Consider the following 21,099-nt stretch of genomic DNA (forward strand, 5'->3'; position numbering starts at 1 on the left):
TCGAATACTTGACATAACTCTAACCCTGTGGTTGAGGTTGAGAGTTGAGATTCACCCGCTTTACCCAGTACCTGCTTTACCCAGCAATAGACAACAGCGCGTAATACGACACGGAAGGCGAGAGCCGATGACGCCCCCGCACAACTACCTCGCCGTAATCAAGGTCGTCGGCATCGGCGGCGGCGGCGTGAACGCAGTCAACCGCATGATCGAACAAGGACTCAAGGGAGTCGAGTTCATCGCGGTCAACACGGACGCGCAAGCCCTCCTGATGAGCGACGCCGACGTCAAACTCGATGTCGGTCGTGAACTGACCCGAGGCCTCGGCGCCGGTGCAGATCCCGAGGTCGGCCGCAAGGCTGCCGAGGATCACAAGGACGAAATCGAAGAGGTCATCAAGGGCGCTGACATGGTGTTCGTGACCGCCGGTGAGGGTGGTGGAACCGGAACCGGTGGTGCCCCTGTCGTCGCCAGCATCGCCCGGAAGTTGGGCGCCCTCACCGTTGGTGTCGTAACCCGGCCGTTCTCCTTCGAAGGCAAGCGTCGTGGTGGCCAGGCCGACACGGGCATCCAGGCATTGCGTGAGTCGTGCGACACGCTCATCGTCATCCCGAATGATCGGCTCCTTCAGCTCGGGGACGCGGCTGTCAGTTTGATGGACGCATTCCGCAGCGCCGACGAGGTTCTGCTCAACGGCGTTCAGGGCATCACCGACCTGATCACCACTCCCGGACTGATCAACGTCGACTTCGCGGACGTGAAGGGTGTCATGTCCGGTGCCGGTAGCGCACTCATGGGCATCGGCTCCTCGCGCGGCGAAGGTCGGGCGATCAAAGCTGCTGAGTCCGCTATCAACTCACCGCTTCTCGAGGCGTCGATGGAAGGCGCCCGCGGCGTTCTGCTGTCGATCGCCGGTGGCAGCGATCTTGGTCTGTTCGAGATCAACGAAGCGGCTTCCCTCGTGCAGGAAGCCGCGCACATCGATGCCAACATCATCTTCGGAACGGTGATCGACGATTCACTCGGAGACGAAGTTCGTGTGACGGTCATCGCTGCCGGTTTCGACGGGGGAGCGCCTGCGCGTCGCCCCGTCGAGTCCGCGGCACCCGGCCGAGGAGCTATCGGAGCGGGGCGCGCCGGCGAGGTCGGACGTTCACCGGTAGCTGCGGAACCGCCTGTGGAGCAGCAGGTTCCGGTTGCACGCGAGCCGATTGGTTCGGGCTCGCTGCCGCCGATTGCTCCGCCGCGCCATGTTGCGCCACAGGAGGACGACGGCGATGACGACGTCGACGTTCCCGTCTTCATGCGTCGCTGAGTAGAGCGCCGCGCACGCTTTCGAGAGCAGGGTATCCAGATTTTCTGGGTACCCTGTTCTTGATTGATCCCTTATCTCTGTCCGGAAGCTGCCTCGGGATCATGTCCCGTGCAGCAGTGAACATTCGACGTTTGTGAGCACAAAATTTTGAGTACCGAGAACTCGACCGCCAATTTCCGAGTCCGCCGTGTCGTGACCAGTCGCGCTGGCGGTGTTTCGGAAGCGCCGTACGACTCGTTCAATCTCGGTGATCACGTCGGCGACAGCGCCGAAGCCGTCGACGCAAACCGTCGACGCCTCGCACGCGAAATCGGAGTCGAGCCGAATCATCTTGTCTGGATGGAACAAATCCACTCGCGCAACGTAACCGTCGTTACCGAGCCGACGGACGAGGTCATCGAGGTGACCGACGCCTTGGTCACTACTGTCCCCGGGTTGGCACTGGCCACGCTCAGTGCCGACTGCGTTCCGGTGCTGCTGTCCGACGAGCAGGCCGGCGTCATCGCCGCCGTGCATGCCGGCCGGATCGGTGCGCGCCTCGGAATCGTGCCGCGGGTTCTGGCCGAGATGGTTCGCCAAGGCGCTGACGTCTCTCGGATCGGCGCCTTCCTCGGCCCGGCAGCCAGTGGCCGGCAGTACGAAGTTCCCGCCGAGATGCGTGCCGACGTCGAGAAGCATCTGCCTGGCAGTGCAACTCGTACCGCGAAGGGCACTCCCGGTCTGGATCTGCGGGCCGGAATCCGCAAACAACTCCTTGATGCCGGTGTTACGGGTGTCGCCGAGGATCCTCGTTGCACGATCGAGGACCGCGCACTGTTCAGTCACCGCCGCGATTCCCTCACCGGGCGTCAGGCCGCGGTGATCTGGATGGATCCGATCGCCGCTGCGGAAGACAACTAGGCCGATTGCATGAACGCCGACAATTCTGGACGCGTGGCCGAGATCTCGGCGGCACTCGATTCGGTGCGGTCCCGCCTCACTGCGGCGTGCGCCGCGGCAGGGCGTCCGGCTTCTGCCGTGACGCTTCTCCCGGTTACCAAGTTCTTCCCCGCGTCGGATGCGCGAATTCTGTACGAATTGGGTTGCCGCGAGTTCGGTGAGTCGCGCGAGCAGGAAGCGATAGCCAAGGTTGCGGAATTCGCCGCAGCGGCCGCCGGTGGTGCAATCGACGGGGCGGATCCTGTTCGGTGGCACATGATCGGTCAGTTGCAGCGAAACAAGGCACGTTCGGTCGCGAAGTGGGCCTACGCGATTCACTCGGTCGACAGTGCGCGGCTCGCGGACGCTCTCGATCGGGCCGCGCTCGACGCACTCTCCGCGGGTGATCGCGCTGCACCGTTGAGAGTTCTGATTCAGGTGAGCCTCGACGCCGATCCGACGCGTGGCGGTATAGCGCTCGACGAGTTGGCGGCCCTCGCCGCGCGGATCGAGACGGCCGACGGTCTGGAACTGGCCGGGCTGATGGCCGTTCCGCCGCTGGGTTCGGACGCCGACGAGCAGTTTGCTCGCCTGCACGACGTCCATCGGAGCGTTCTCGAGTCGCATCCGCATGCGGTCGAGTTGTCGGCCGGAATGACCGGAGATCTCGAGGCTGCGGTTCGCCATGGATCGACTTGCGTGCGTGTCGGAACCGCACTGCTCGGCTCACGACCAGTAATCTCGAAATGATCGCTCTGGTGATCGCCCAACCCGTCCACACCGCGACCGGCCGCAGTCGGAGACAATCCGCCGCGCCAAGGAAGGTCGATCAATGAGCAACCTGCACAAGTTCAAGGCATATTTCGGCATGGTTCCCCTCGACGACTACGAGGACGAGTACGTAGAAGAACCCGATCAGGCTCGTCGCGCACCTCGTCGTAGCCATGACGGCTATGCCGAACGCGATGACCGCGAGTTTGCCGAGCCGGCTTTCTCGAAGGCTGGCTACGCGCCCAGCCGTCGGGATGAGGAAGAAGCCGAGTTCGATCGCTACGAATCACGTCCGAGAATGGACACGGTTGCCTCGCGTGCACCCCGTCCGTCGATGGCGCCTCGTCCCACCAGCCGGGGCAATCTTGCAGTTGACGCCCGCGCCGAGCGCCCTGAGGTTCGCCGCGCGCCCGCAGTCGACGACGGCGGCCCGCTGGCCAAGATCACGACTCTGCGTCCGCAGAGCTACGCCGAGGCCCGCACGATCGGCGAGCGCTTCCGCGACGGCACGCCGGTCATCATGGATTTGGTCGACATGAGCAACGCCGACGCGAAGCGACTGGTCGACTTCGCCGCGGGTCTGGCTTTTGCTCTGCGCGGCTCGTTCGACAAGGTCGCCACCAAAGTGTTTCTTCTCTCACCGGCCGACATCGATGTTTCCGCCGAGGAGCGTCGTCGTATCGCGGAGACGGGCTTCTACAGTCAGAAATGATGCTCTCGATCGTAGATAGCTCCTTGAACAGCCGAAATGCTGGACATTCTGTTGTGCTGGGGCCTGTGCAGGGGTCGCATGCCAGGGGTGTTCACGGTCTCGGCTCGGTGAGTTCGCAGCCTCGTAATCCGGCCTCGGATGGCGAGTGTCTGTTTTGGACGCGACGCAGAAGTCAGGCAGAGTGAGGGTGTGAACGCGCTTTTCGATGTGATCTACCTCGTGCTGGTTGTGTTTTGGCTTTTGCTGATCGGCAGAGTGATTGTCGAGTTCGTTCGTTCGTTCGCCAGAGACTGGCGTCCGTCGGGAGTGGTCGCCATCATTCTCGAAACCGTTTTTACGATCACCGATCCGCCGGTGAAGCTTCTCCGTAGGTTGATCCCCCCGATCAACCTGGGTGGGGTTCGCTTGGATCTATCCATCATGGTCTTGCTTTTCATCGTCATCATCCTGATGTCGGTTGTCGGCTCGGCCCGGTAATTGAGTGGGGTGTGCCAGAATGGAACCCATAACTCGCGTAGTGGTTAGCTGCTACGCACACCGTGCTGTAACTGAATGCTTGCTTGACCGCCAAATGACGCGTGAAGGGATCCTTCCATGCCGCAACTGACTCCAGCTGACGTGCACAACGTTGCGTTCAGCAAGCCGCCTATCGGCAAGCGTGGCTACAACGAAGACGAGGTCGACGCATTTCTTGATCTCGTCGAGCAGGCGCTCTCGCAGCTCATCGAGGAAAATGCAGATCTGCAACAGCGAGTAAGCGAGCTGGATCAGGAACTTGCTGCTGCAAAGAAGGCGCCGGCACCGGCTGCCAATGCAGGTGCCCCGGTAGCCCAGCCCAAGCCGGAACCGGCTCGCGTGGTCGAGGCTCCCAAGCCCGCTCCCGTCGTGGCGCCGGTTCCCGTGGCTGCTGCCGCACAGGCTCCGCAGAGCGGCGACACCCACATGCAGGCAGCCAAGGTTCTCGGCCTGGCTCAGGAGATGGCAGATCGCCTCACCGGCGATGCCAAGGCAGAGTCCGAGCAGCTGCTCGGAAGTGCCCGCACCAACTCCGAGCAGCTGATGAGCGAGGCTCGCAGCAAGGCTGACGGCATGATCGCGGACGCTCGCAACAAGTCGGAAGCAATGCTCACCGATGCGCAGACCCGCTCGGAGACCCAGCTTCGCCAGGCTCAGGAGAAGGCCGATGCTCTCAAGGCAGACGCCGAGAAGAAGCACACCGAGATCATGGCGACCATCAACCAGCAGCGATCTGTCCTCGAGGGCCGCATCGAGCAGCTCAAGACGTTCGAGCGCGAATACCGGGTGCGCCTCAAGTCCTACCTGGAATCGCAGCTCGAAGAGCTCGAACAGCGTGGTTCTGCGGTTCCGGTCGACGGTGGCCAGGAGTCCTTCAGCAGTCCGTCGTTCGCAAAGGGAAACAGCTGACCGAGGGATACTCGCCAGGTCAGCGCCGACATCGGGTAGAGGTTGACACGTGCTGGTCGTGACGATAGGACTCGCGGCGGCAGGATTTGCTTTCCTGATTATCGCGCTGACCACCGGGTCGATTATCTGGGCGTGGGCGTGTATTGCAATTTGTTTGGCGGGTGCCGTCCTCCTGCTGGTCAGTGCGCTGACCGGCAAGAGGGCGGTTCTGCCGTTGGACGAGCCGGATACAACCGCCGACGTTGACACACCGGACAACACGGATTTTCCGGGAAACCACGGTGGGTCGGCAAACGAAAACGGCGAGCATTAGACTGTTCGTCAAGAACAGGCTATTCACGAATTACAGGCGATGAACCGGCAATCACCGGGGAGCCTTCGGAAGAACGGTGTTCAGCCAGGCTCGGGCCTGTCAGGCACTCAGTAGAACCGAACGGGTGAGCCCGTCACAGCTCGCGAAGAGTGGCAACACGGAAGGCCTGGCAGAGTTTTGCCGGATTCACGTGGTGCAAGCGGGGTGGTACCGCGGTACGTACGCAGATGCGCACGTATCGTCCCCGTGCCGAGTCGTACAGGCACGAGGAGATCGCAGTGGCGAATAACGGGTATCCCAAAGTCGATTACGGCGTCCCCGCCGACACCGGAGTCAAATTTCCGGCCCTGGAACAGAAGGTTCTGAAAGAGTGGGCCGACGACGACACGTTCCGGGCATCGGTCGACAATCGTGACGGCAACGAGGAGTTCGTCTTCTACGACGGCCCTCCGTTTGCCAACGGCTTGCCGCACTACGGTCACCTTTTGACGGGGTACGTCAAGGACTTGGTGCCCCGCTTCCAGACAATGCGCGGACGCAAGGTGGAGCGCCGGTTCGGTTGGGATTGCCACGGCCTGCCCGCAGAGCTCGAGGCCGAGAAGCAACTCGGCATCAAGGACAAGTCCGAGATCGACGTCATGGGACTTGCGAAGTTCAACGAGTACTGCAAGGCGTCGGTGCTCAAGTACACCGACGAGTGGCGTGAGTACGTCACCCGGCAGGCTCGTTGGGTCGACTTCGACAACGACTACAAGACCCTGGACCTCGACTTCATGGAGTCGGTCATGTGGGCATTCAAGGAGCTGCACGAGAAGGGCCTGATCTACCAGGGCTTCCGCGTTCTCCCGTACAGCTGGTACGAGCAGACACCGCTGTCCAACCAGGAAACTCGTCTCGACGACGCGTACAAGATGCGTCAGGATCCGGCGGTCACCGTCGAGATGCCGCTGGTGGCGCCCGGCTCACCGCTCGACGGTGCCAATGCCGTCATCTGGACCACAACGCCGTGGACGCTGCCGTCCAACCTCGCTTTGGCTGTTCATCCCGACATCGACTATGTCCAGGTTCTCGGTCAGGACAGCAAGCGCTACGTGCTCGCCGAAGCTCGAGTTGCTCACTACGCCCGTGAGTTGGGGGACGACCCCGAGGTCGTTTCGCGGCACAAGGGTAGCGACCTGGTCGGCCTGTCGTACACACCGCCGTTCGACTTCTTCGTCGGGCACCCGAACGCCCATGTCGTGTTGTCGGCCGATTACGTCACCACCGATTCGGGTACCGGAATCGTCCACCTCGCACCGGCTTTCGGTGAAGAGGATATGGATGTTGCGACCGCCAACGGCATCGAGGTCGTTCAGCCCCTCGACCCCGGTGGAAAGTTCACGTCGATGGTGCCGCCGTACGAGGGTCTGATGGTGTTCGACGCCAACCCCGTCATCATCAAAGATCTCAAAGCCGCCGGAAACCTGTTGCGGCACGAGACGATCGAGCACTCGTACCCGCACAGCTGGCGCAGTGGTCAGCCGCTCATCTACATGGCGGTTCCGTCGTGGTTCGTGGCCGTCACCAAGTTCCGTGACCGCATGGTCGAACTCAACCAGGACATCACCTGGGTTCCCGAGCACATCCGCGACGGTCAGTTCGGCAAGTGGCTCGAAGGTGCTCGCGACTGGAACATCAGCCGAAACCGCTACTGGGGCAGCCCCATTCCGGTGTGGGTCTCCGATGATCCGCAGTACCCGCGTACCGACGTCTACGGTTCCCTGGATCAGTTGGAGGCAGACTTCGGTGTGCGCCCGACCGACCTGCACCGTCCGATGATCGACGATCTGGTGCGTCCGAACCCGGACGACCCGACCGGCAAGTCGATGATGCGTCGAGTTCCCGAGGTTCTGGACTGCTGGTTCGAGTCCGGTTCGATGCCGTACGCCCAGGTGCACTACCCCTTCGAGAACCGCGACTGGTTCGAGAGCCACTACCCGGGTGACTTCATCGTCGAGTACAACGGTCAGACCCGTGGCTGGTTCTACACCCTGCACGTTCTCGCGACGGCTCTGTTCGATCGTCCCGCTTTCAAAACTGTTGCAGCACACGGCATCGTTCTCGGTGACGACGGGCTGAAGATGAGTAAGTCCAAGGGTAACTACCCGGATGTCAAGGAGGTGTTCGACCGCGACGGCAGTGATGCCATGCGCTGGTTCCTCATGTCCTCGCCCATCCTGCGTGGTGGCAACCTGGTCGTGACGGAGCAGGGCATCCGCGAAGGTGTGCGTCAGGCTTTGCTTCCGTTGTGGAATGCCTGGAGCTTCCTGCAGCTGTACGCGCCGGAATGTGGTGTGTGGCGCACGGATTCGGAGAACATCCTCGACAAGTACATCCTCGCGAAGCTCGCGGGCACGAGGGACGTCATCACCGATGCCCTCGAGGCGAACGACATCGCGGGAGCCTGCGACGAGCTTCGGTTGTTCTGTGATGCGCTCACCAATTGGTATGTGCGACGGTCGCGTTCACGTTTCTGGGACGAGGATCGTGATGCCATCGACACTCTGCACACTGTGCTAGAGGTGGTGACGCGTCTGGCTGCGCCTTTGCTGCCGTTGGTGTCCGAGGTGATCTGGCGTGGATTGACCGGGGAACGCTCGGTACACCTCGCCGATTGGCCGACGGAGTCCGAGTTGCCTGGCGATCCGGAACTCGTTGCCGCCATGGACGACGTGCGCACGGTGTGCTCGACAGTGTTGAGCTTGCGTAAGGCGCAGAACCTGCGTGTCCGTCTGCCGCTGCCCGAGGTTACGGTCGCGGCGCCGGACGCCGAGCGTCTGCGTCCGTTCCTCGGCCTGATCGCCGACGAGGTCAACGTCAAGAAGGTCGACCTGACCGAGGACGTCGACGTTCACGGTCGGTTCGAGATTGCGGTCAACGCGCGTGCTGCAGGTCCGCGTCTGGGCAAGTCTGTTCAAACCGTCATCAAGGCCGTCAAGGCCGGCGACTGGACCGAGAATGCGGACGGTGTAGTGGTTGCCGCCGGCATCGAGCTCTTGCCCGAGGAATACACGCAGAAACTGGTTGCAGCCGAGCCTGATTCGACTGCAGCGCTTCCCAATGGTGCAGGTCTTGTCGTGCTCGATTCCGTCGTGACGGAAGAGCTCGAGGCCGAGGGTTGGGCCAAGGACCGGATCCGCCAATTGCAGGATGCGCGCCGCGCCGCGGGACTCGATGTCTCGGATCGCATCAACGTTGTGCTCGAGGTGCCCGAGGATCGCAAGGACTGGGCCGATCGTCATCGCGACTTGATTGCCGGTGAGGTTCTGGCCACGTCGTTCACGATCGGCGAGGCCGGGGACGGTGCCGTCGATCTCGGCGACGGTATCCGTGCTGCAATCACGAAGGTCTAGTAGCTGACAACTACTCCGGTGCCCCGAAATATGTCGGAGCACCGGAGTAGTTTGCTCTCATGAGCACGAACAAGGACACCGTGGCGCGCATTCTCGAGCAGTTGGAGCCGCTCGATGTCCGTGCGCGGGCTATGTTCGGTGAATACGGCCTGTACTGCGACGAGAAGGTCGTTGGCTTGATCTGCGGTGACGTTCTGTACGTCAAGCCGACAGAGATCAGTGCGGAGTTCGGATCGGACGCAGACCTTGCGCCGCCGTACCCGGGCGCAAAGGAGTATTACCGGGTTCCAGAGGAGCGGTTTCACGACGTGGATCGGCTGCACGCATTCATTCAGCGAACCGCCGACGCGCTTCCGCTGCCCAAGAAGAAGCCACCGAAGAAGGCCAAACCGAAGGTCCAGAAGTAATCCATTGCTCGCCGAGATCGAGAACTGTTACCGCCGATGAACCAGGGTGATCCCACACGGAGCCGCAGGTGGGTGCTTCATCTCGATATGGATGCCTTTTTCGCCTCCGCTGAGCAATTGACCCGGCCGACGTTGCGCGGACGTCCCGTCATGGTGGGCGGTCTCGGTGGCAGGGGCGTGGTTGCCGGCGCAAGTTACGAGGCTCGCGCTTTCGGTGCTCGGTCCGCTATGCCAATGCATCAGGCAAGGCGCTTGGTCGGCGGCGGGGCAGTGGTCCTACCGCCGCGCATGTCGCTGTACTCGGTACTGAGTAAAGGGGCGTTCGAGGCGTTGCGTCTGCGCATGCCGGTGCTCGAACAGCTGTCGGTGGACGAAGCGTTTGGCGAACCGGCCGAGTTGGCAGGGGCCGGTGCGGACGAGGTGCGCGCGTTCTGTGAAGAACTGCGGGCCTTGGTGCTGGCAGAGACCGGGATGGTTGCGTCCATCGGCGCGGGCGCGGGCAAACAGGTCGCCAAGATCGCGTCGGGGCTGGCGAAGCCGAACGGTGTGGCCGTGGTGCCGCCGGGTCAGCAACACGAACTCCTGGACTCTCTTCCGGTTCGCAAATTGTGGGGTATCGGCCCGGTGGCGGAGGAGAAGCTCAAACGGTTGGGGATCGTGACTATCGGGGGGTTTGCGCGCACTCCGATATCGGAGGTCGCGTCCATCCTCGGTACGACGGTAGGCCCAGGCTTGCATCGTCTGGCGCAGGGTATCGACGATCGTCCCGTGGCCGAGCGCGCGGACTCCAAGCAGATCAGTGCTGAATCGACGTTCGCGAGCGACATCGTCACGTTGGGGCAGTTGCGGGTGGCGGTGGAGAACAGCGGCGGGGCGGCGTTCTCACGGTTGGAGAAGGACGGCCGGGCAGCGCGGACCGTCGTGCTCAAGCTGAAGAAATCCGACATGGGTGTGCTGACCAGGTCGGTGACGTTGCCTTACGCCACCCTCGACCGGGCGATTCTGATTGCCACCGCGCAGAAGCAGGTGATCGATCCGGTGGAATTGGGGCCGATCCGGTTGGTGGGGGTGGGATTTGCCGGGCTCTCGACGGTGCGTCAGGGGTCGCTGTTCCCGGAGTTGGATCAGGATGTGCCGGGATATCCGATGGACACTCTTGCCGAAGATCTTGACGAGAGCCCTGTTGCCGCGCGAGTTCCCGAAATGTACTGGCACCCCGGTCTGGACGTGAGTCATCCCGAATTCGGACATGGTTGGGTGCAGGGTGCCGGTCACGGGGTAGTGACGGTTCGCTTCGAAACCCGTTCAACGGGAACAGGAATCGCCAAAACATTCGCTGAGGACGACGCGTTGCTTCAGGTAGCAGATCCACTCGACAGCCTTCTCTAAGGACACCCTTAGACTTTTTCGGCTTACCGTTGGGTAATGTTGTGGCGGACCGCGGGCGATGCACGTCAGTGCTGACAACGCTCGTATGTGAAAACCGGAATGGATAGGACTGAGAAGTTGAAGCTTCGTAACATGACCGTCGCAGCCGTCGCGATTGCAGCGGCCCTGACGATGACTGCCTGCAGTTCCGAAGAGGCCGAGCCCGCCCCCAAGACCACAACCTCCGCGAAGGCCACGACCACCACGGTCGAGGTCGCGCTGCCGACCGCAGCCGAGCTCAATGCCAAGATCGCGACGGCACTCGACGAGAGCGTTCCGTCCTCCGAGAAGGTCAAGTTCGTCGAGGGCGCAGACGCCGATCCCGAGCTGATCAACCAGGTCGCCGCGGCTGCCAAGGCTGCCGGCGCACAGGTTGAGGTTGTCGACCCCGTCACCGATTCGGGTAGCGACACGGCTACCGCACCGCTCGCCATCGTTATCAACGGCCAGCCTCTTGCCGGCGGCATGAACGCTGTCTTCGTGAACCTGGACGGCGAGTGGGCACTGTCCAAGACCACCGCTTGCCAGATCGTCAGCTTCGCTCAGCTGACCACCCCTGCTTGCGCTGCTTGATTTTCAGCTAGCTGACAAAGCGGCCGCCGAACCCTCACGGGTTCGGCGGCCGCTTTTGTTTGCTCAGGTTCGCTCAGTGGTGGAATCCCTCGGTGACACGAGGCTTGGGCATCGGGCTGGACAGTTCGTCGAGGAACGCGGTTTCCTCTTCGATGACACCCAAGAGGTTGGCAGCCAAGTCCATGCTCAAACCGTTACGCACGACAATGCGTTGCACGGTGAGGTCGGTGAGGTTGTCCGGCATGGGATATGCCGGCACCAGCCAGCCCTTGGCGCGTAGCCGATCCGACAGGTCGTAGAGCGTCCAATTCTCGGTGTGCCCGGCCTTCAGGCGCCACGCGAACACCGGAATATCGCTGCCGTCGTTCCAGAGTTCGAAGGCGTCGAGTTGGCCGATGCCTTCTGCGAGGAACTTTGCGACGTCCTGCGAGGACTGCTGGATGGAACGGTAACCGTCGTGGCCGAGCCGCAAGAACATGTAGAACTGCAAGATCACCTGGGCGCCGGGGCGCGAGAAGTTGAGTGCAAAGGTCGGCATGCTGCCGCCGAGATAACTGACTTTGAACACCAGGTCCTCGGGGAGCAGATCCTCCGAGCGCCACACCACCCAGCCAAGACCCGGGTACACCAGCCCGTATTTGTGCGCCGACGTGTTGATGGAATGAACTCGGGGGAGCCGGAAGTCCCATTCGATTTCCGGTTGGAGGAACGGTGCGATCATGGCGCCGGACGCCCCGTCGACGTGGATCGGGATGTCGAGTCCGGTCTTCTTCTGGATTGCGTCGAGCGCGTTGGATATCTCGAGGACGGGTTCGTACATGCCGGTGTAGGTGACACCCATGATTGCGACGACACCGATGGTGTTCTCGTCGACGTACTTCTCGAGATCGTGCCCGTCGAGTGTGCGATGTTCTTCGCTGATGGGGACGTATCGCGCTTCGATGTCCCAGTAGTTGCAGAACTTTTCCCAGCACACCTGCACGGCTGAACTCATCACCATGTTCGGGCGGTCCACCGGTTTGCCTGCAGCGCGCCTGGCGTGCTGCCAGCGACGCTTGAGAGCGAGTCCGCCCAGCATGCAGGCTTCCGACGAGCCGATGGTCGACGTACCGATCGCGTCTTTCGGAGACGGTGCGTTCCACAGGTCGGCGAGCATCCGCCAGCAGTATGTTTCGATCGCGGCCGTCTGCGGGTACTCGTCCTTGTCGATCATGTTCTTGTCGAACGACTCTGAATACAAGCGCGTGGCGTGGTCGTCCATCCACGTGCCGACAAACGTCGCGAGATTCAAACGGGCATTGCCGTCCAACATCGTTTCGTCGTGGACGATTTGATAGGCAGTTTCGGGGAGCATGCCATCAGGTTCGAGAGTGTATTTCGAGGCAACCGAATCTTCTCCAGGTCTGGAGAAAATGGGATTCGCGGCGACGTAATCGGTATGTTCGGCTCTTCGCGGCTCTGGCATGAACTTCTGCTCCTCACAACGGTATTTCACGGTGGTCGGTGTCCTGATTGTTCGTATCCAGCTACCCATTACCGTCCATTGCGGAACGGAAGTTGTCAAAGGGAACTGTGATCAGGCAGTCTGCGGCCTGAGCCTGCGCGCATCGTAGAACGCCGCGAAGTAACACAAAGTCGTGACAATCAGGAGTAAACCCGCGATGCGGGCGAAGGCGCGGTCGTCGAATGCCAGGATTGCCGTACCCGACACCCCGAGAGCGAGGACATAGACCAGCTTGGCCACCTGCCAACGGGGAGAGTCGGGACGGATCGCAGAGGGCTTGCCTCGCACGGTGATCCGCCAATCGAATAGCAGGGGCAGAACCACCGCAACCCAGACGGCCGTACCGAAATCACCTTCGAGAATTCCGGCGACGGCGAGGAATACAGCACTGAGTACGAGAGTGGTCACCACGAGCACCTGCAGTTGTGATTGTGCAGTCACAGGAACCGTCATGCCTGTGTATACCCAGAGAAGGCGGCTGTATGCGGTTAGCGCGCAGCCGTTCTCAGGCCGGGCAGAGTTGGGGTGGTTTCCGCCTCGAACGGCGTCCCCGCGGGGACGCCGTTCGACATCTGGCCGGGCGACATCTGATCGTCAGGTCAGCGTTGGTAATTCGACGCCCGTCAGGTCTGCCTTGATCTGCAGCGCGAGGTACTTGCTGTAGTTACGCACCAGCATGAAGTTCCCACCGTGGATCCAGAACCGGTCGTGCCCGGACGCCCGCCACACCGACTGAAGCTCGCCCTCGTCGTCCAGATCCCAGACCGGACCGCAGGCGTCGGCGACGGCATCACCGAGGACGCGTCGTGCGGTGTCGAGAATGCCACGGAACCCGGTGGCGCACACGATCGTGTCGGCCGGGACGTGGGTGCCGTCCGACATGATCAGCCCGTCCGGGACGAGTCGCTCGACGGTCGGACCCGATACCAATGCGATGCTGCCGTCAGCGATAAGCGGGGAGGCGCCGACGTCGATGTAGTAACCGCCGTTGCGGGTCAAGAACAGCATCATCACTCCGGTGCCGTCCACTCCGTCGGCGAGCGCGAATCCCTTGGCAGCGAGAGCGTCGAGCAGCTCGCGGTCGTCCTCGGCCATTGCGGCGGACCCGTACTTCAAAGCCGCAAGAAATTGTGGATCGAGCCGTGCCGACGACGCGTCGAGCAGGTCGGCCACGTCCGTGGAGGTGTGTTCGCCGTAGCGCATCCGGCCTCGATCAGACAGGGTGTGCCCGCTCACCACGTGGGTGGGCCCACGCTGGATCAGTGTCACCTGCGCACCCGATTCGTAGAGATCCTGCGCGATGTCGTGGCCGCTGTTGCCGGTTCCGATCACCACGGTGCGGGTTCCCTTGCGTGCCGGTTCGGTGCGATACCGGCTCGAATGCAGCAGTTCGCCGGCAAAATCCTCGGCGCCCGCAAATTCTGGAAGGACAGGTTCGGTGCCACTGAGACCTGTCGCGAGAACCACGTGGTGCGGACGTAGTGTGCGCCGTGTGCCGTTACGATCGACGACGACGGTCCAGCGCCGCTCGCCTGGATCGAATGTGGATTCCACAATCTCCGACCGCGTCCACACGTTCAGATCCATCGCACGTGAATATATTTCGAGCCAGTCGCCCATCTTGTCCTTGGGCGTGAAAACCGGCCAGGACGATGGGAATGGCATGAGCGGAAGATGATTCGACCAGACCGCGTCGTGTAGCACCAACGAATCGTAGCGCCCGCGCCAGTTGTCGCCGACTCGATCACCGCGGTCGACCAGAAGGGTCCTGACTCCGAGCACGCCGAGTTGAGCGGCCAATGCCAGGCCCGAGTGGCCGGCACCGATTACGAGAACATCCGGATCGGCGTCGTGGCACTCGACTTCGCGGCTACGCCGTGCCGACCAGTACTCCGGATGATCTCCCGTGCCGTCCGGTCGATGCTCGCCGGTGGTCGGTTCGTGGCCTGCCAGGGTATCCAGTGCGGTGAGGAGATTCCGGGCCCGCCAGGTGCCGTCGTCGAGGATCAGCCTGGCAACACCCCGCACGTGGCCGAGGTCGCTGTCGAACCGGAACAGTAATTGGATCGTGGATCCGGACAGTGTCGGAACCAATGCTGGTGCGGCAACCGGGTCGAGGTGTTCGCCGTGCACGCGTTGCTCCAACGCGGACGCGATGACGGCATCGATCGGTGCGCTGCCGTTGAGACTGCGTAGGTCACCGGAGAAGGCGAGCAGATCGCGCCACCACACGTCGGGATGTAGAACCATCTCAGCACCCACTCCGGAGCGGAGGAGGTCGGCAAAATCGGAGAGCCACTGTTCTGCCGTCGCCGCAACTGCGACTGTGTCGAGGTCGGCGGAGTCCAATTGTGTTGTCATATCCACACTTTCCGTGAAATCAGCGGGTGGTGAAGCCGGCGTCGACCTTCAGTTCGGTGCCAGTGACGTAGCGCGCCTCGTCAGAAGCCAGGAACAGGACCGCATTGGAGACGTCGATCGGATCGGCCCAGGGGACAGGCAAGGCGTTGGTTCCCGTGAAGAGCGGTGCCACCTGTTCCTTGGTCGGGTTCCGGGTGCCGGGCAGGAAGAGGTTGAAGCAGCGATCGTTCATGATCATGTCGGTATCGGTTGCGCCCGGGTGGACGGTGTTCGCCCGGATGCCATGTTCGCCGAGTTCGCTGACGAGCGTTCGCATCAGGCCGACGACCGCATGCTTGCTGGCGGCGTAGGCGCCGGCGTTGCGTGTGCCTTTGATTCCGGCTGTCGAGCTGGTGATGACGATCGACCCTCCGTCGCCCTGCTCGATCAGGTGCGGTACTGCGGCTTTGCAGGTGTGCCACACGCCCTTGAGGTTGACGTCGAGTACGTCGTCCCACTCGTCTTCGGTAATCCGGTGTGCCGGTTCGCCACTGATGAAGATCCCGGCGTTTGCGACCACGATGTCGACGCGGCCGAGTTCCGCGACTCCGCGGTCGAGAAGCGTGCGCACCGAGTCGAAGTCGCGTACGTCGGCAATCCCGGCGTGGATGCGACGGCCGATCTTCTCGACTCCCCGAACTGTTTCGGCGAGGTCGTCCGGCGTGGCGGGAGGGTAGAACCGAGTGACCGTATCGATGCCGTCTGCGAGATCGAGGGCGATGATGTCGGCGCCTTCTTCGGCGAGCCGGAGCGCGTGACTGCGTCCCTGGCCTCGCGCTGCGCCGGTGATGAAGGCAACTTTTCCAGCTAGCCGTCCGGGCACCCTGCTCCTTCTGTCCGACGTCGTTGTCGTCCGGAAGGTAACGAGGATCACAGAAGCGTCAGCGCGGCACTCCCATTCAGTAGGACGGAGTCTGGGGGGCTCGCGAGAGTGTCTCCGGCTGAAGTGATTACGAGGACGGAGTGTGTAGACGCTCCACAGCCGTGCTGGCCATCGATCCCAGAACCTCGGGCGCTATGGGCGTCGGCGCGGTGGCGGAGAGTTGAGTCAGGTTGGGCCCCACTGCCGCGACGACTACATCGGCGACAAGTGTGAAACCTTCACTTGCCGTCGTGATTCGGTAGGAGAACGACGCGTCGCCGACGGGCGGCTGATGCCCCGCGCCGACCTGATAGGTGATGTTGATGCCGTCGGCGTCGGTACCCGAGAATTCGCTGCATCCGGCAACCGTGGCCTGCATACTCTCGAATGCTGCTGTGGCCGCGGCGCCGTCGGCGTACGAGGCGCTGTCCTGATCGATGCTCGTGAAATCGGGTCCGGTGAACATCTTCGAGATCGAGGCGACTGAACCCGGAACCTGGGTGGCGATCGGTGCGAGCACGCCGGCACAAGCGGCGGGGTTGGTGCTGGACTTGTCGGATTCCGATGTGGCGGGTGCGGGAGCGAGGCCCAGATCCTCGACCGGATCCGGCACGATGTCGAAGTCGGCTGGGAGGTCGCTGAGCGTGAGGACGGTCTGCGTCAGCGCCGCTTTGTCCAGGGGAGTGCCGGTGAGGGCGGTCGGGGCAGGTGCAGAGCTGAACGGAGCGAGGGCAACATCGGGTACCGGGGAGGCATCCGATGCTGTGGGAGAAGATGTTTCGGTTCCGCATCCGCCGACGAGGAGAACGGTCACCACGCTGAGCCCGGCGACAGCGCGACGCGACATCAAGATGTCCACCGAATGTTGTTGGTAATGCTCTGTCGGATGACCGACGTGCCGTCCGGGTCGCTGTAAGCCTGGTCGCCGCCGACCGAAAGTTCGCCGCTGACGGGAAGCGGCAGATTCAGGTCGACGATCATGGTTCCCGACCCGGCCATGACGTACTGATCGATGTCGAGAGTGCCCGCCCCGCCCGCGAGATTCCAGATGTTGCTCTGCGGAGTCTGTGACAGTTCTACGGCGAGGGTGAGACGGTCGCCGTCACGCGCAGTCACGGTGACGGTGGTTGTCTGATCGAGTTGGATCTCGCTACTGACGTCTTGCTTCACCGTCCACCGGGCACCGACTCCGACGGGCTCTGTCGGCAGAGCAACTGCGCGATATACCGCTTGGCCGAAGGCCTGTTCGATTGCCGCGCGGGCCGCATTTGCCGACCCGGCCGACGGGCGTAACCGCAGCGCCGTGACAGCACCGGATTCTGTAAAGGTCAACCCGGCTCCTGACCCTTCGGCGCCACCGAGGGCGGCTTGGAGCGTCTCGTCCGGCGTAGTCATGCCAGACAGGGTGAGATCAACCACGGTTGTCGGATTCTGGGGAGTGGCGGCCGTCGCCACGACGGCATTGAGCGGAATGGTCACTTCAGGCGAGGAAATGTCCTGAACCGGCTGCTGGTCGATCTGCTGGCGCACGTCGGTCGATGTCACCAGGGTTGTTGCCTGAGTGGTTCCGGCGGGCAGGTTCATCCGCAGGCTTTGCCTGGGCTCACTTCCGGCATCGAGTACCTCGACGGTCGCAGCGGTGACTGGGACGGTGAACTCGGCTGGAGTCGCCGAAGGCGTATCAGGCGACTGCTCGGCGTCGCCGCATGAGGTGAGAACGGTGACGAGAGCAAGGGCGGCGGCGAACACATACGGAACGCGCCGGCCGGAGATAGACAACTGTGGCACGCGCTCCAGGCTAACCGCTTCGCCGGAGTGCCCGGTCGGGTCGGGGAGCGCGTGCGTGCAGAGCAGCAGACATAGGGGATGATGGTGGGCGTGAGTACAGACCACCCAGACCGAGATCTCAGCGCGGAGGATCAGCCGATTACCGATTTGTCGAAGTCCGCATCACCGACACGGCCAAAACGGTTGGCGATGCTGATCGCCATCGCGGCAGTCATCCTGATCGCGGACGTCTTGACCAAGATCTGGGCTGTTGCGGCGATCACGCCCGGCAAGCCGATCGAAATCATCGGCGACGTCGTCACTTTCACGTTGGTCCGCAATCCCGGAGCCGCATTCTCGATGGCAACGTCGATGACGTGGATCCTCACGTTGGTTGCGATCGGCGTCGTGATCGGAGTGATCAAGATCGGTCGCACTCTGCGGTCACCCTGGTGGGCTCTGGGTCTGGGTCTGGTGCTCGGCGGCGCACTCGGCAACCTCATCGACCGATTGTTCCGCGCCCCGGGTTTCATGCGCGGACACGTCGTCGACTTCATGTCCATCGGCTGGTGGCCTGTGTTCAACATCGCTGATTCTGCGATCGTGTGCGGTGCAATTCTGTTGGTCGTCTTGACCCTGTTCGGGTTCGAACCCAACGGCGAGCGCCTGCGCAGTGACAAGGACACGGGCGAGGGCCCGGGCAGTGACAAGGACACGGGCGAGGGCCCGGGCAGTGACAAGGTCACGGGGGAGAGCAAATGAGGGAATCGCGTTCGATGCCGGTACCGGACGGACTCGACGCGATGCGTGTCGACGCCGGATTGGCACGACTACTCGGTCTCTCTCGAACCGTCTCGGCGACCCTTGCAGAAGAAGGTTCGGTACTGCTCGACGGTGTAGCTGTCGGGAAGTCCGATCGGTTGACCGCGGGTTCGTGGCTCGAGGTTGTCCTGCCCGAGCCGCCGCGTCCGCTGACCGTGGAAGCTACTCCGGTCGAGGGCATGGAAATTCTCTACGCGGACGACGACGTTGTTGCGGTGGACAAGCCGGTCGGCGTTGCCGCGCACGCGAGTGTGGGGTGGACGGGTCCGACGGTCATCGGCGGCCTGGCCGCTGCAGGTTTCCGGATTTCGACGTCGGGCGCGCACGAGCGTCAAGGCATCGTGCACCGACTGGATGTCGGTACGTCCGGTGTCATGGTCGTTGCGACTTCCGAGCGGGCGTACACCGTACTCAAGCGGGCCTTCAAGCAGCGCACTATCGACAAGAGATACCACGCGCTGGTTCAGGGGCACCCGGACCCGAGTAGCGGAACGATCGACGCTCCGATCGGGCGGCACCACGGGAACGACTGGCGTTTTGCCGTGACCGCCGACGGTAAGGCAAGCGTCACGCATTACGACACCATCGAGGCATTTCAGGCGGCAAGTCTGTTGGATGTGCACCTCGAAACGGGGCGGACACACCAGATTCGGGTGCATTTCTCCGCGCTGCGCCACCCGTGTTGTGGCGACTTGACGTACGGAGCGGACCCCCGCCTCGCCGAGCGGTTGGGACTCGAGCGGCAGTGGCTTCATGCAGTGTCACTCGGGTTTGCACACCCGGCGGACGGGCGCTGGGTCGAGATCAAGAGCAAGTACCCGAAAGACCTCGAACATGCGCTAGAGGTTCTTCGATCCGCATGAGCGCGCGAGCAGTCGGTTCCGCGCTGGCGGGAATCGCAGTTGTTGCGCTCGTCGTTGGAGCCGGCCTGCTGAATCCGGTTCCCACCCCGCCGGTGGGAACCGATTCGCTCGGCCCGGACAGTGGTGAACTGGTCTCCGATTATCTCGACCGTGCGCGAGAATCACTCGACGCGGTCGAGATGTCCGCGTGGGCCCTCGCATCGTTTGCCGCTCCGATGACTGCCGACGACGTTATCGCGGCCACCCCGGGAGTTCGGGTGTCCGAGGTGTTGTTCCGCGTGCCGCTGGATCGGGTTCAGACTCCGATGGTCGCGATTGCAGTACCGGACAACAACGACGCGATTCGACGGGCACCTGGAGCTGCGGCGACGCGACTCGCCGTCATGACGGGGGTCGACGAACGGCAGAAACGCGTCGCGGAAGTGTCGAGTCGGCTGTTGTCGCAGGGGTGCGCGTGTGCGATCGGCGCGGTAGTGCACGGCACTGCGCAGGAACTTGCGACATTGGCAGGTACTCCATCGATCCGAGCGCTCGAAGCCTTGCCGGAAGACGGCACTCCGTGGCGCGCAGCGGTTCGGCCGCTGCTGCCGGAGTATGTGGACGTGGTTCGGGTAGGACCGGATGACGGACCAGTTCCATGAGCACCGATGACGGACGCGAGATCACGCTGTCGAAAGTGACCAGGTCCGGTTCGAGTTCGGGCATCGCGTTCGGTGCCGGCGCCTTCCTGATCTGGGGCGCATTCCCCGCGTTCTTCGGTTTGCTCGATTTTGCCGACCCGCTCGAAATTCTTGCTCATCGAGTGGTGTGGACACTCGTGCTGATGCTGATCGTGTTGGCGGTTCTCGGTCGACTTGCCTCGCTTCGCGGCATCAGCGGGCGTACGTGGTTGCTGGTGACGGCAGCCTCGGCGGCAATCGCTGTCAACTGGGGAACCTACATCTACGCGGTGGCGTCGGGGCGAGTGGTGGAAGCCGCGCTCGGATACTTCATCAACCCGTTGGTGACTGTCCTGCTCGGTGTGGTGATCTTCCGAGAGCGGCTTCGACGCGCTCAGATCGTGGCGCTGGCGCTGGCTGCAACAGCGGTGGTGGTGATCACCATCGATTACGGCAAACCGCCGATCGTGGCACTCGTCCTGGCGGGGTCTTTTGCGACGTACGGACTGATCAAGAAGGTGGTTCCGCTCGACCCACGAACCAGCTTGACGGCTGAGGGCGTCGTCGCCGCTCCGTTCGCGGTGGGATATCTCGTATTTCTCGGTCTGACCGGCGCCGGTGCTTTTGTCTCCGGCGGCACCGGCCAAAGCCTGCTCCTCATGGCGGCCGGCCCCGTGACGGCATTGCCGCTGTTGCTGTTCGGTGTTGCCGCGCAGCGAGTGAAACTCTCCACAATGGGCATGTTGCAGTACCTGACACCGGCGCTGCAGATGTTGTGGGGCGTCGCGGTGATGCGTGAGGACATGCCCGCGTCGCGGTGGATCGGGTTTGCCTTGATCTGGCTGGCACTGGTGATCTTCACGACAGACATCGTCCGCGCTAATCGGCGTTCACAGGGGTCGACGTCGTCCAAGCAGGAGCCGGTCACGTAACTATCGTCGCGCCGCCTGCCGGTCACATCGATCGGC

At 62.7% G+C, this 21,099-nt stretch carries 21 protein-coding genes; 15 read left to right on the top strand and 6 right to left on the bottom strand.

The window, feature by feature from the left end; genetic code table 11:
* The first annotated feature begins 127 nt into the window (after window positions 1-127).
* The 11 genes from ftsZ (at window position 128) to FEZ60_RS11540 (ending at window position 11,254) form a co-directional block, all read left to right on the top strand.
* A complete protein-coding gene (gene ftsZ / locus FEZ60_RS11490; RefSeq protein ID WP_033230999.1) occupies window positions 128-1,315 on the top strand; it encodes a cell division protein FtsZ in 1,188 nt (395 codons plus the stop codon).
* Between the two features lie 147 nt (window positions 1,316-1,462).
* The gene (pgeF, locus tag FEZ60_RS11495; protein ID WP_172936127.1) at window positions 1,463-2,215 is read left to right on the top strand and encodes a peptidoglycan editing factor PgeF; all 753 of its coding nucleotides are present in this window, start codon (window positions 1,463-1,465) and stop codon (window positions 2,213-2,215) included.
* A gap of 9 nt (window positions 2,216-2,224) precedes the next feature.
* A complete protein-coding gene (locus tag FEZ60_RS11500; protein WP_172936128.1) occupies window positions 2,225-2,983 on the top strand; it encodes a YggS family pyridoxal phosphate-dependent enzyme in 759 nt (252 codons plus the stop codon).
* Between the two features lie 82 nt (window positions 2,984-3,065).
* Window positions 3,066-3,716, top strand: coding sequence for a cell division protein SepF (locus FEZ60_RS11505; protein WP_045070302.1), 651 nt, complete (start codon window positions 3,066-3,068; stop codon window positions 3,714-3,716).
* Window positions 3,717-3,905: 189 nt separating this feature from the next.
* Window positions 3,906-4,193: a YggT family protein gene (locus FEZ60_RS11510; protein WP_033231443.1), complete on the top strand. Its 288-nt coding sequence runs from the start codon at window positions 3,906-3,908 to the stop codon at window positions 4,191-4,193.
* Window positions 4,194-4,310: 117 nt separating this feature from the next.
* Window positions 4,311-5,141, top strand: coding sequence for a DivIVA domain-containing protein (locus tag FEZ60_RS11515; RefSeq protein WP_033230995.1), 831 nt, complete (start codon window positions 4,311-4,313; stop codon window positions 5,139-5,141).
* Between the two features lie 49 nt (window positions 5,142-5,190).
* On the top strand, window positions 5,191-5,454 hold the full coding sequence (locus FEZ60_RS11520; RefSeq protein WP_033230994.1) for a hypothetical protein: 264 nt from the start codon (window positions 5,191-5,193) through the stop codon (window positions 5,452-5,454).
* 227 nt (window positions 5,455-5,681) lie between these two features.
* Window positions 5,682-8,846 carry an isoleucine--tRNA ligase gene (gene ileS / locus FEZ60_RS11525; protein WP_092800673.1) on the top strand — a complete coding sequence of 1,055 codons (3,165 nt, stop codon included), beginning with the start codon at window positions 5,682-5,684 and terminating at the stop codon, window positions 8,844-8,846.
* Between the two features lie 59 nt (window positions 8,847-8,905).
* Window positions 8,906-9,253, top strand: coding sequence for a TfoX/Sxy family protein (locus tag FEZ60_RS11530; protein ID WP_045070295.1), 348 nt, complete (start codon window positions 8,906-8,908; stop codon window positions 9,251-9,253).
* 36 nt (window positions 9,254-9,289) lie between these two features.
* Window positions 9,290-10,642, top strand: a complete 1,353-nt coding sequence (locus FEZ60_RS11535) for a DNA polymerase IV (protein WP_172936129.1) — start codon at window positions 9,290-9,292, stop codon at window positions 10,640-10,642.
* Window positions 10,643-10,774: 132 nt separating this feature from the next.
* Window positions 10,775-11,254 carry a hypothetical protein gene (locus FEZ60_RS11540; RefSeq protein ID WP_242484545.1) on the top strand — a complete coding sequence of 160 codons (480 nt, stop codon included), beginning with the start codon at window positions 10,775-10,777 and terminating at the stop codon, window positions 11,252-11,254.
* Between the two features lie 73 nt (window positions 11,255-11,327).
* On the opposite strand, the gene FEZ60_RS11545 is transcribed toward FEZ60_RS11540, so the two are convergent.
* From FEZ60_RS11545 to FEZ60_RS11570, 6 genes are all read right to left on the bottom strand, one after another.
* Entirely contained in the window at window positions 11,328-12,719 is a 1,392-nt protein-coding gene (locus FEZ60_RS11545; RefSeq protein ID WP_116101456.1) for a glutamate decarboxylase, read from the bottom strand.
* Window positions 12,720-12,830: 111 nt separating this feature from the next.
* Window positions 12,831-13,166 carry a hypothetical protein gene (locus FEZ60_RS11550; RefSeq protein WP_133637953.1) on the bottom strand — a complete coding sequence of 112 codons (336 nt, stop codon included), beginning with the start codon at window positions 13,164-13,166 and terminating at the stop codon, window positions 12,831-12,833.
* A gap of 186 nt (window positions 13,167-13,352) precedes the next feature.
* Window positions 13,353-15,119 (bottom strand): NAD(P)/FAD-dependent oxidoreductase, encoded by a 1,767-nt coding sequence (locus FEZ60_RS11555; RefSeq protein ID WP_172936130.1) that lies wholly within the window; start codon window positions 15,117-15,119, stop codon window positions 13,353-13,355.
* 19 nt (window positions 15,120-15,138) lie between these two features.
* On the bottom strand, window positions 15,139-15,981 hold the full coding sequence (locus tag FEZ60_RS11560) for a mycofactocin-coupled SDR family oxidoreductase (protein ID WP_095886496.1): 843 nt from the start codon (window positions 15,979-15,981) through the stop codon (window positions 15,139-15,141).
* A gap of 127 nt (window positions 15,982-16,108) precedes the next feature.
* On the bottom strand, window positions 16,109-16,867 hold the full coding sequence (locus FEZ60_RS11565; RefSeq protein ID WP_172936131.1) for a sensor domain-containing protein: 759 nt from the start codon (window positions 16,865-16,867) through the stop codon (window positions 16,109-16,111).
* Window positions 16,867-17,808: a hypothetical protein gene (locus FEZ60_RS11570; protein WP_051730192.1), complete on the bottom strand. Its 942-nt coding sequence runs from the start codon at window positions 17,806-17,808 to the stop codon at window positions 16,867-16,869. Before FEZ60_RS11570 ends, FEZ60_RS11565 begins: the two co-directional genes overlap by 1 nt.
* Window positions 17,809-17,997: 189 nt before the next feature.
* Between FEZ60_RS11570 and lspA the strand changes: the two genes are divergently transcribed.
* Genes lspA through rarD form a run of 4 tightly spaced genes read left to right on the top strand, consistent with a single transcriptional unit; the run spans window position 17,998 to window position 21,063 of the window.
* On the top strand, window positions 17,998-18,549 hold the full coding sequence (gene lspA / locus FEZ60_RS11575) for a signal peptidase II (protein ID WP_242484577.1): 552 nt from the start codon (window positions 17,998-18,000) through the stop codon (window positions 18,547-18,549).
* On the top strand, window positions 18,546-19,472 hold the full coding sequence (locus FEZ60_RS11580) for an RluA family pseudouridine synthase (RefSeq protein ID WP_045070283.1): 927 nt from the start codon (window positions 18,546-18,548) through the stop codon (window positions 19,470-19,472). Before lspA ends, FEZ60_RS11580 begins: the two co-directional genes overlap by 4 nt.
* Entirely contained in the window at window positions 19,469-20,113 is a 645-nt protein-coding gene (locus tag FEZ60_RS11585; RefSeq protein ID WP_172936132.1) for a hypothetical protein, read from the top strand. The genes FEZ60_RS11580 and FEZ60_RS11585 overlap by 4 nt, the downstream gene beginning before the upstream one ends.
* The gene (gene rarD, locus FEZ60_RS11590; protein ID WP_045070278.1) at window positions 20,110-21,063 is read left to right on the top strand and encodes an EamA family transporter RarD; all 954 of its coding nucleotides are present in this window, start codon (window positions 20,110-20,112) and stop codon (window positions 21,061-21,063) included. Before FEZ60_RS11585 ends, rarD begins: the two co-directional genes overlap by 4 nt.
* The last annotated feature ends 36 nt before the right edge of the window (window positions 21,064-21,099 follow it).

This window comes from Rhodococcus sp. MS16 (assembly GCF_013277795.1).
Classification (GTDB): domain Bacteria; phylum Actinomycetota; class Actinomycetes; order Mycobacteriales; family Mycobacteriaceae; genus Rhodococcus_F; species Rhodococcus_F globerula.

Excerpts from the sequence above, each read along its gene's own strand:
- FEZ60_RS11585 (WP_172936132.1), top strand. The coding sequence starts at position 19,469 with ATGAGCGCGCGAGCAGTCGGTTCCGCGCTGGCGGGAATCGCAGTTGTT.
- FEZ60_RS11545 (WP_116101456.1), bottom strand. The coding sequence starts at position 12,719 with ATGCCAGAGCCGCGAAGAGCCGAACATACCGATTACGTCGCCGCGAAT.
- ileS (WP_092800673.1), top strand. The coding sequence starts at position 5,682 with ATGCGCACGTATCGTCCCCGTGCCGAGTCGTACAGGCACGAGGAGATC.
- FEZ60_RS11535 (WP_172936129.1), top strand. The coding sequence starts at position 9,290 with ATGAACCAGGGTGATCCCACACGGAGCCGCAGGTGGGTGCTTCATCTC.
- FEZ60_RS11540 (WP_242484545.1), top strand. The coding sequence starts at position 10,775 with ATGACCGTCGCAGCCGTCGCGATTGCAGCGGCCCTGACGATGACTGCC.
- FEZ60_RS11500 (WP_172936128.1), top strand. The coding sequence starts at position 2,225 with ATGAACGCCGACAATTCTGGACGCGTGGCCGAGATCTCGGCGGCACTC.
- FEZ60_RS11555 (WP_172936130.1), bottom strand. The coding sequence starts at position 15,119 with ATGACAACACAATTGGACTCCGCCGACCTCGACACAGTCGCAGTTGCG.
- lspA (WP_242484577.1), top strand. The coding sequence starts at position 17,998 with ATGCTGATCGCCATCGCGGCAGTCATCCTGATCGCGGACGTCTTGACC.
- FEZ60_RS11515 (WP_033230995.1), top strand. The coding sequence starts at position 4,311 with ATGCCGCAACTGACTCCAGCTGACGTGCACAACGTTGCGTTCAGCAAG.
- rarD (WP_045070278.1), top strand. The coding sequence starts at position 20,110 with ATGAGCACCGATGACGGACGCGAGATCACGCTGTCGAAAGTGACCAGG.
- FEZ60_RS11580 (WP_045070283.1), top strand. The coding sequence starts at position 18,546 with ATGAGGGAATCGCGTTCGATGCCGGTACCGGACGGACTCGACGCGATG.
- FEZ60_RS11530 (WP_045070295.1), top strand. The coding sequence starts at position 8,906 with ATGAGCACGAACAAGGACACCGTGGCGCGCATTCTCGAGCAGTTGGAG.
- FEZ60_RS11565 (WP_172936131.1), bottom strand. The coding sequence starts at position 16,867 with ATGTCGCGTCGCGCTGTCGCCGGGCTCAGCGTGGTGACCGTTCTCCTC.
- FEZ60_RS11505 (WP_045070302.1), top strand. The coding sequence starts at position 3,066 with ATGAGCAACCTGCACAAGTTCAAGGCATATTTCGGCATGGTTCCCCTC.
- ftsZ (WP_033230999.1), top strand. The coding sequence starts at position 128 with ATGACGCCCCCGCACAACTACCTCGCCGTAATCAAGGTCGTCGGCATC.